At 69.8% G+C, this 7,116-nt stretch carries 7 protein-coding genes and 3 pseudogenes; 6 read left to right on the top strand and 4 right to left on the bottom strand.

Annotated elements, in window-relative coordinates; genetic code table 11:
• Positions 1-191, bottom strand: a pseudogene (locus AB0G28_RS45500) (1,4-beta-xylanase); the annotation flags it as partial.
• 140 nt (positions 192-331) lie between these two features.
• Positions 332-1,204 (bottom strand): LysR family transcriptional regulator, encoded by an 873-nt coding sequence (locus AB0G28_RS45495; RefSeq protein WP_361104502.1) that lies wholly within the window; start codon positions 1,202-1,204, stop codon positions 332-334.
• Between the two features lie 149 nt (positions 1,205-1,353).
• Between AB0G28_RS45495 and AB0G28_RS45490 the strand changes: the two genes are divergently transcribed.
• The 6 genes and pseudogenes from AB0G28_RS45490 to AB0G28_RS45465 all read left to right on the top strand — a co-directional run.
• On the top strand, positions 1,354-2,772 hold the full coding sequence (locus AB0G28_RS45490; RefSeq protein ID WP_361104499.1) for an amidohydrolase family protein: 1,419 nt from the start codon (positions 1,354-1,356) through the stop codon (positions 2,770-2,772).
• Positions 2,773-2,782: 10 nt separating this feature from the next.
• Positions 2,783-3,196 (top strand): hypothetical protein, encoded by a 414-nt coding sequence (locus tag AB0G28_RS45485; protein ID WP_361104496.1) that lies wholly within the window; start codon positions 2,783-2,785, stop codon positions 3,194-3,196.
• A pseudogene (locus AB0G28_RS45480) lies at positions 3,079-3,327 on the top strand (fumarylacetoacetate hydrolase family protein); the annotation flags it as partial. The gene AB0G28_RS45485 and the pseudogene AB0G28_RS45480, both read left to right, overlap by 118 nt.
• Positions 3,328-3,406: 79 nt before the next feature.
• On the top strand, positions 3,407-3,730 hold the full coding sequence (locus tag AB0G28_RS45475) for a fumarylacetoacetate hydrolase family protein (RefSeq protein ID WP_361104517.1): 324 nt from the start codon (positions 3,407-3,409) through the stop codon (positions 3,728-3,730).
• Entirely contained in the window at positions 3,727-4,653 is a 927-nt protein-coding gene (locus AB0G28_RS45470) for an MBL fold metallo-hydrolase (RefSeq protein ID WP_361104514.1), read from the top strand. The genes AB0G28_RS45475 and AB0G28_RS45470 overlap by 4 nt, the downstream gene beginning before the upstream one ends.
• 144 nt (positions 4,654-4,797) lie before the next feature.
• Positions 4,798-4,893: pseudogene (locus AB0G28_RS45465) on the top strand (IS5/IS1182 family transposase); the annotation flags it as partial.
• A gap of 15 nt (positions 4,894-4,908) precedes the next feature.
• On the opposite strand, the gene AB0G28_RS45460 reads toward AB0G28_RS45465, so the two are convergent.
• Together AB0G28_RS45460 and AB0G28_RS45455 are read right to left on the bottom strand one after the other, a co-directional pair.
• Complete coding sequence (locus AB0G28_RS45460; RefSeq protein ID WP_361104519.1) at positions 4,909-5,295, bottom strand: hypothetical protein; 387 nt, start codon at positions 5,293-5,295, stop codon at positions 4,909-4,911.
• Positions 5,296-5,384: 89 nt separating this feature from the next.
• Positions 5,385-7,106: an FAD-binding dehydrogenase gene (locus AB0G28_RS45455; RefSeq protein WP_361104493.1), complete on the bottom strand. Its 1,722-nt coding sequence runs from the start codon at positions 7,104-7,106 to the stop codon at positions 5,385-5,387.
• Positions 7,107-7,116: the final 10 nt, after the last annotated feature.

Genomic DNA, 7,116 nt, shown 5'->3' with positions numbered 1-7,116 from the left:
TGCCGCCAGTGCAGCGGGTCGTTGCCCTGGCTCAACGCGAAGTAGACCTGCTCGCCGTCGGGCGTGCCTTCGCCGGTGAAGTAGGCGAACAGGTATCCGGCATACCCCGGGTGAGCGCTCGCCGGTCCAGTCGGAACGAGCAGTCCGGCGGCGATCAGCACCACCGCGGCAAGGCTGCGAAAACCGCGCACGCAATGTTCCCCTCACTCGGCACGACGACCACGGAAAGGTATTCACCCGCTACCGGCGCTGTCAATAATTGTCGAATTCGACGTCGAATTCGAATTCGACAATGTCGAAGCGGACGATTGCGCGCCCCGGTCGAACCGCCTCAGGCTTTGGGCAGTGTGGTGAGAAGCCGCGCGGCACGGCGGATGGCCTGGGTGGCGGGCCGGTTGTCGTTTTCCCGGGTGGCGATGGCGATCTCGCAGGCCGGTCCTGCCAGGGGCACGAACCGGACGTCGGGGTGTGGGTAGAAGCGGGCAGCCGCCGCGGCGTGCACGGCGAGGTGCCCGGTCATCGAGACCGCGGTGGGGATGCCGGCGGGGTTTCGCAGCCCGGCAATACCGCGGGTGGCCTGAGCAGCCGGCCCCGCCCAAGTCGCCAGCCCGGGGTCGCCGGCGGCGACCGGGATCCACGGCGCGTCGGCGACATCCGCGGGGGTCAGGTGGTCCGCATCGGCGTAGGGAGAACGGGCCGGGACCACGGCCACCCTGGGCACGCTCAGCACCGGCTCGAACGCAAGCCCGTCGACGGGGCCGGTGTACTGGATGATGCCGGCATCGACGTGCTGGAGCCGGATGGCGTCGTACTGGTCGACGAGATCGAGATCCCGGTAGGCGAAGGTGCAGCCGGTCAGTCCGGCACCGAGGAGGTCGACGAACTCGGGCCACCGTTCGGCGAGCCCGAATCCGAGCACGCCGACGGTCACCACGCCGTCGTCCGCCCGCTGCGGGTGCGGTGTCTCCGGCAGCGCGTCCACGGCCGCGAGGATCGACCGGGCTTGGGCGATGACGCGCTCACCCGCGGGGGTGAGCACCACCCGGCGGCTGGTGCGTTCGAACAGAGTCAGGCCGAGTTCCTGCTCCAGGCGCTGGATACAGCGTCCGAACGGCTGGGCACTGATGTAGTGCCGTTGCGCGGCGCGGCCGAAATGCAGCTCCTCCGCGAGCGTGACCGCGTACCGGAGCGATCGAACGTCCATTTTGTCCTCCGCGAGCCCGCAACCTTACGCCCGGACAAGGGCGCTCACCAGCGCCGGTTCACAACCTTTTCCGTTGATGATGGCCGGCCTCGGGCCGTGTTGTGCTGGTGAGCGCCCCCGTCCTGCGACGTTACAAGGTGGTAATCGTCATGACCGCACACCGCATCCTGCTCCGCGGCGGCACCGTCCTCACGATGGACCGGCACCTGGGCTCCCTCGCCGGCGCGGATGTGCTGATCGAGGACGGGGTGATCACCGCGGTCGGCCCCGGACTGCCGGCCGACGACGCCGAGATCGTCGATGTCACCGGCCACATCGTCGCGCCGGGAATGATCGACACGCACCGGCACACCTGGCAGACGCAGCTGCGGGCCCTGTGCGCCGACTGGACCCTCGCGGACTACCTGTTCGGGGTCCGGTTCACCGTCTCCCCCGCCTACCGCGCCGAGGACGTCCACCTCGGCAACAAGCTGGGCGCTCTCGACGCCCTCAACGCCGGGGTCACGACCATCCTCGACTTCTCGCACTGCAACAACACCCCCGACCACGCCGACGCGGCAGTAACCGGGCTACACGACGCGGGGATCCGGGCGGTGTTCGGCTACGGGTTCTTCGAGTCCAGCCCGATGGCCCCGCCGCACTTCGCCACCCACGCCGACCGGCTCGCCGACTTCGCCCGCATCGCCGGCACCTGGTTCTCCAGCCGGGACGGGCTGCTGACGCTGGGGAGCGCGCTCACCGAACCGGGTGTCGTCCCGTTCGAGGCGACGCGCGCGGAGATCCAGGCGGCCCGCGAACGCGGCGCCGTGATCGTGACACACACCGGCTGCGTGTGGTCCCTGCCGAGTGGAGTCGTCGAGCTCGACGCCGCGGGCCTGCTGGGGCCGGATCAGGTGCACGTGCACTGCAACACCCTCACCGACGAGGAATGGCGCATGCTGGCGCGCAACGACGCCAAGGTGTCGATCTCGCCGGAGACCGAGCTCAACATGGGCATGGGCCGGCCCGCGTTCGCCGCCGCCCGCCGCCACGGCATCAAGCCGACCCTGTCCTGCGACGTGCTCTCCCTCAACACCGGCGACCTGTTCAGCCAGCTGCGCCTGGGCATCGCGTTCCAGCGCTGGGCCGACACCGAACCGCTCAACCTCGCCGGCAGCGACCCCACGGCCGTCACGATCAGCGCGCACGACGCCCTGGAGTGGACCACGATCAACGCCGCCGAAGCCGTCGGGCTCGGCGACCGCATCGGCAGCCTCACCCCCGGCAAGCAGGCCGACATCATCGTCGTCGGTGGCCCCGGCCTCTCCCAGCACCCCCACCTCGACCCCGCCGGCACGCTGCTGTTCCAGACCACGCCGCAGGACGTCCGGCACGTGCTGGTGGCCGGGCGCTTCCGCAAGCGCGACGGTGACCTGGTCGACGTCGACGTGACACGACTGCTCACCGACGCCGACACCAGCGCGGAAGGCGTGCTCGGCCGGATCACCGACGCCGGACGTCCGCTGCCCGGGACCCCGCCGGAAGGCTGGGGCGTCATCGCCGCGCTGGCCGCCGGCGCGACGTCCTGAAGGAGGCCGGATGCGATTCGTGACCTACGCCGGCGACGACGGCGACCGGGTGGGCGTCCTCGACGGCGACCACGTGTACGCGCTGGCCCCGGGCACCCGGCTGATCGACCTGCTGGACGACCAGGAGCGCCTGCTGGACACCGGTGACCGTGCGCTGCGTGATCCGCACGCGGTGCACGCGGCCGGCTCTGTCCGACTGCGAGCGCCGATACCGTCCCCGCCGACAATCCGCGATTTCATGACCTTCGAACGCCACGTCGAAGGGGTGGCCAAGCTCCGGTCACGGGACGCGCAAGTCCCCGACCAGTGGTACACAGTGCCCCTTCCTACTTCACCAACCCCTACGCGGTCCACGGACCGCACGACGACGCGCAGCTTCCGCCCGGCTGCACCCTGTTCGACTTCGAACTCGAAGTCGCCGTGATCGGCCGCGACATCGCCGTCGCCCACGCCGAAGCGCACATCGCCGGTTACGTGCTGATGAACGACTGGTCGGCCCGCGACCTGCAGTTCGCCGAGATGCAGGTCCAGCTCGGACCCGCCAAAGGCAAGGACAGCGCGACCACCCTCGGCCCCGTCCTGGTCACCCCGGACGAACTGGCCCCCCGGGCGGGAAACTCCCTTCGCCCTGCGGATGACCGCAGAGGTCAACGGGACCGTCGTCGGCGAGGACACCTGGAGCACCATGGCGTTCAGCTACGCCCGGATGATCGCCTACGCCTCCCGGGGAACCGAGGTCCGCACCGGCGACATCCTCGGATCCGGCACCTGCGGCGGCGGCTGCCTGGCCGAACTCTGGGGTCGCCAAGGCTTCGACAACCACCCGCCCCTGTCCCCCGGAGACACCGTCACACTCAGCGTCGAGCATCTGGGCAGCCAGACCAGCCGCATCCTGCCCGCCGCCTCCTCCCCGCACGAGGACGTCAGCGCCACCGCCGCAGACCGGAGGGACCCGTGAACCACCAGGACCAGCCCGCCCTCACGACCGTGGCCGACGGCGTCTTCGCCTGGGTCCAGCCCGACGGCTCGTGGTGGATCAACAACGCCGGCGTCATCGACACCGCCGACGGGGCCATCCTCATCGACACGTGCGCCACCGAGCCACGCACACGTGCGCTGCTCGACGCCACCGCCCACGCCACCGACAGCGCACCGATCACCTTCGCGGTCAACACCCACCAGCACGGCGACCACACCTACGGCAACAGCCTGCTCCCGGACTCCACCGTCATCATCGGGCACGACAACACCCGCGCAGGGTTGCTGCACGACCCGGTCATCGACGGCTGCCCGCCCTTCTGGGATCCCGTACCCGACTGGGGAAGCGTCACCCGCCGGCCACCCGTGCTGACCACCCGAACCAGCCTGACACTCCACTGTGGACAGCAACGGATCGAACTCCATCACCCCGGCTACGCCGCGCACACCAGCGGAGACCTCGTCGCGTGGCTACCCGGGCAGCGCGTCCTGTTCACCGGAGACCTGCTGTTCCACCAGGTGACTCCCCTGGTGTTCATGGGCTCGCTCGACGGCGCCCTCCGCGCACTGGACTGGATCGCCCGATTCGAACCCGCCCACGTCATCCCCGGCCACGGCCCGCTCATCGACGCCGGCACCCTGCCCGACGTACTGGACAGCCACCGCCGCTACTACCGTCTCGTCCTCGACTCCGCCGAGGCCGGTCTGCGCGAAGGACTCACCCCGCTGGCCGCCGCCCGCCGCTGCCGGCTCGACACTTTCGCAAACCTGCCCGACGCCGAACGGATCGCCCTCAACATCCACCGCGCCTACGCCGACCACACCGGCATCGACCTCGACCTCAACCAGGCATTCAGCGACACCATCACCCTCAACGGCGGCCCCATGCACACCGCCGTCTGAATGGAACGCTCGTCCCCACAGCTTCCGGTCCACCGCGCCGGCTGCAGGTCAACTGTCGGCGGACTCTTACAGCAGGCCAGCAGCTCAGGGCACCAACCCTCGCACTTCCACCGCGACCAGCCGGCGACGGGGCGGCGCGGGCGGCCCACCCCCGGAGTGGACCCGTGGCGATCGGGCAAACACGCCAACCACGGCGAGAACATCCAGGTCATCACCGCCCCCGACGGAGGGCCACTGTGGACCTTCCGAAGTCGATCAGCCGCGCCGCTTTGCCGTGGCGAGCGAGATCACCGCCAGCAGGGTGTTGACCGCGGAAATCGCGACGGTGAACTTCGCGGCCTTGCCCTGAAGCTCGCCCCGCGCAGCGGCATGGGCCGCAGCCGCGGTGTCCGTCGCGTGGATGAGGACGGCCTGGCCCAGGATCCGCCGGGCCGACGGATCGTCCACCTTCAACAGCAGCAGATCCCCGCCGAGGACGAGGGTGCGAATCCCGAACATGCGCGCGGGATAGCCGAACCGCTTGTCCTCCCCCGGTTCACTGCCGAGGCTGCGCGCCATCCGGCCGGGGGCGAACAGCCCCAACGCACCGTTGAAGATCCGCACACAAGCCAGCGCTTTGCGCGCGACGTCACCCGATCCCATCAAACCACCTTCCGCACCGCCGTCGATTCCGTCAATCCGCCACGCCCACGTTCCGCAAAACGCGGAAAACCCCCGCCGCCCGACCTGTGTCACAGCGAGGCAGCCAACGACCGGCCGACGGTACGGCCGGTGAAGATGCAGCCGCCGAGGAACGTCCCTTCGAGCGCGTTGTAGCCGTGGGCGCCGCCGCCACCGAAACCGGCCGCTTCACCGGCGGCGAAAAGGCCGTCGATCGGCTCGCCGCCGACGCCGAGGGCACGCCCGCGCAGATCGGTCTGGATCCCGCCGAGCGTCTTGCGGGTGACGATCCAGAGCCGCACGGCGATCAGCGGACCGTGGGCCGGGTCGAGGATCCGGTGCGGTTTCGCCACCCGGAACAGCTTGTCGCCGAGAAAGCGGCGGCTGTTGCGCAGCCCCATCGTCTGCAGGTCCTTGGAGTAGGGATTCACGACCTCGTTGTCACGGGCGCGAATCAGCTTCTCGATGTCGTCGAGGACAAGGAGATCGTCGCCGGTGAGCTTGTTCATGCCCGCGACGAGTTCGGGAAGGGTGTCGGCGACCACGAAGTCGGCGCCGTGTTCCTTGAAGGCTTCGACCGGACCCGGCGCCGAGCGGCCGAGCCGGCTCCGCAGCAGCAGGGCCAGGTCGCGGTTGGTGATGTCCGGGTTCTGCTCGGAGCCCGACAACGCGAACTCCTTCTTGATGATCGACTGGTCGAGGATGAACCACGAGTAGTCGTAATCGGCGATGTCCGGGGTGGTGCGGAGGATTTTCAGGGTTCCCATCGTGTCGTAGCCGGGAAGCCCTGGGGCGGGCAGCTGCCGGCCCCGCGCGTCGAGCCACAGGGAGGACGGGCCGGGCAGGATCCGGATCGCGTGGTCGGGCCAGATCGGGTTCCAGTTCTGCAAACCTTCGGTGTAGTGCCACATCCGATCGCGGTTGACCAGCCGGACACCCTGCTCGGTCGCGATGTCGAGCATCCGCCCGTCGACGTGCTCGGGAACACCGGTGATCATCTTGCGCGGGGGCGTGCCGAGGCGTTCCGGCCACCACTTCCGGACCTGCTCGTGGTTTCCGCCGATGCCGCCACTGGCGATCACGACGGCCTGGGCGTGGAATTCGAACGCACCGGCCGCCTCCCGGTTCGACGGCGCTCCCCGGCGGGCGGTGTCCGGCGCGAGAACCGTGCCGCGGACGCCCGTGACCCGGCCGCCTTCGAAGACGAGCGCGTCGACCTGGTGGCGGAACTTGAAGGTGAGCAGCCCCGCACCCGCGGCCGCCCGCGCCTTGTCGGCGAACGGCTCCGAGATGCCGGTGCCCGTGCCCCACGGGACGTGGAACCGCGGCACGGAGTTGCCGTGCCCGCGCGCGGTCAGGGCACCGCGCTCCGCCCAGCCGACGAGCGGGGTGAACTTCACGCCCTGTTCCTCCAACCACGACCGCTTCTCCCCGGCCGCGAACTCCACATAGGCCCGCCCCCACTTCGCGGCCCACTCGTCTTCCGGGTGCTCCCCCTCCAGGCGGTCCCAGCCCGCCGAACCACGCCAGTCCTGCCACGCCAGCTCGAACGAGTCCCGGACGCCGAGGCGGCGCTGCATCGGGGAGTCGACCAGGAAGATCCCGCCGAAGGACCAGAACGCCTGGCCGCCCAGATTCGCCTCGTTCTCCTGCTCGACGATCAGCACCCGCTTCCCGGCCCGGGTCAGTTCCCCGCTCGCCACGAGGCCGGCGAGGCCCCCGCCGATGACGATGACGTCCGCGTCCACTTCGTTCCTTCTTTCCGGTCGAGCTACCCTCTGATCTCGATTCATCGTATACTGA

Source organism: Amycolatopsis sp. NPDC021455, from assembly GCF_040640995.1.
Taxonomy (GTDB): domain Bacteria; phylum Actinomycetota; class Actinomycetes; order Mycobacteriales; family Pseudonocardiaceae; genus Amycolatopsis.
Note: the sequence above shows the minus strand (reverse complement) of the source record. Positions and strands in the feature narration are given on the sequence as shown.

Excerpts from the sequence above, each read along its gene's own strand:
- AB0G28_RS45460 (WP_361104519.1), bottom strand. The coding sequence starts at position 5,295 with ATGGGATCGGGTGACGTCGCGCGCAAAGCGCTGGCTTGTGTGCGGATC.
- AB0G28_RS45455 (WP_361104493.1), bottom strand. The coding sequence starts at position 7,106 with ATGAATCGAGATCAGAGGGTAGCTCGACCGGAAAGAAGGAACGAAGTG.
- AB0G28_RS45495 (WP_361104502.1), bottom strand. The coding sequence starts at position 1,204 with ATGGACGTTCGATCGCTCCGGTACGCGGTCACGCTCGCGGAGGAGCTG.
- AB0G28_RS45490 (WP_361104499.1), top strand. The coding sequence starts at position 1,354 with ATGACCGCACACCGCATCCTGCTCCGCGGCGGCACCGTCCTCACGATG.
- AB0G28_RS45485 (WP_361104496.1), top strand. The coding sequence starts at position 2,783 with ATGCGATTCGTGACCTACGCCGGCGACGACGGCGACCGGGTGGGCGTC.
- AB0G28_RS45475 (WP_361104517.1), top strand. The coding sequence starts at position 3,407 with ATGACCGCAGAGGTCAACGGGACCGTCGTCGGCGAGGACACCTGGAGC.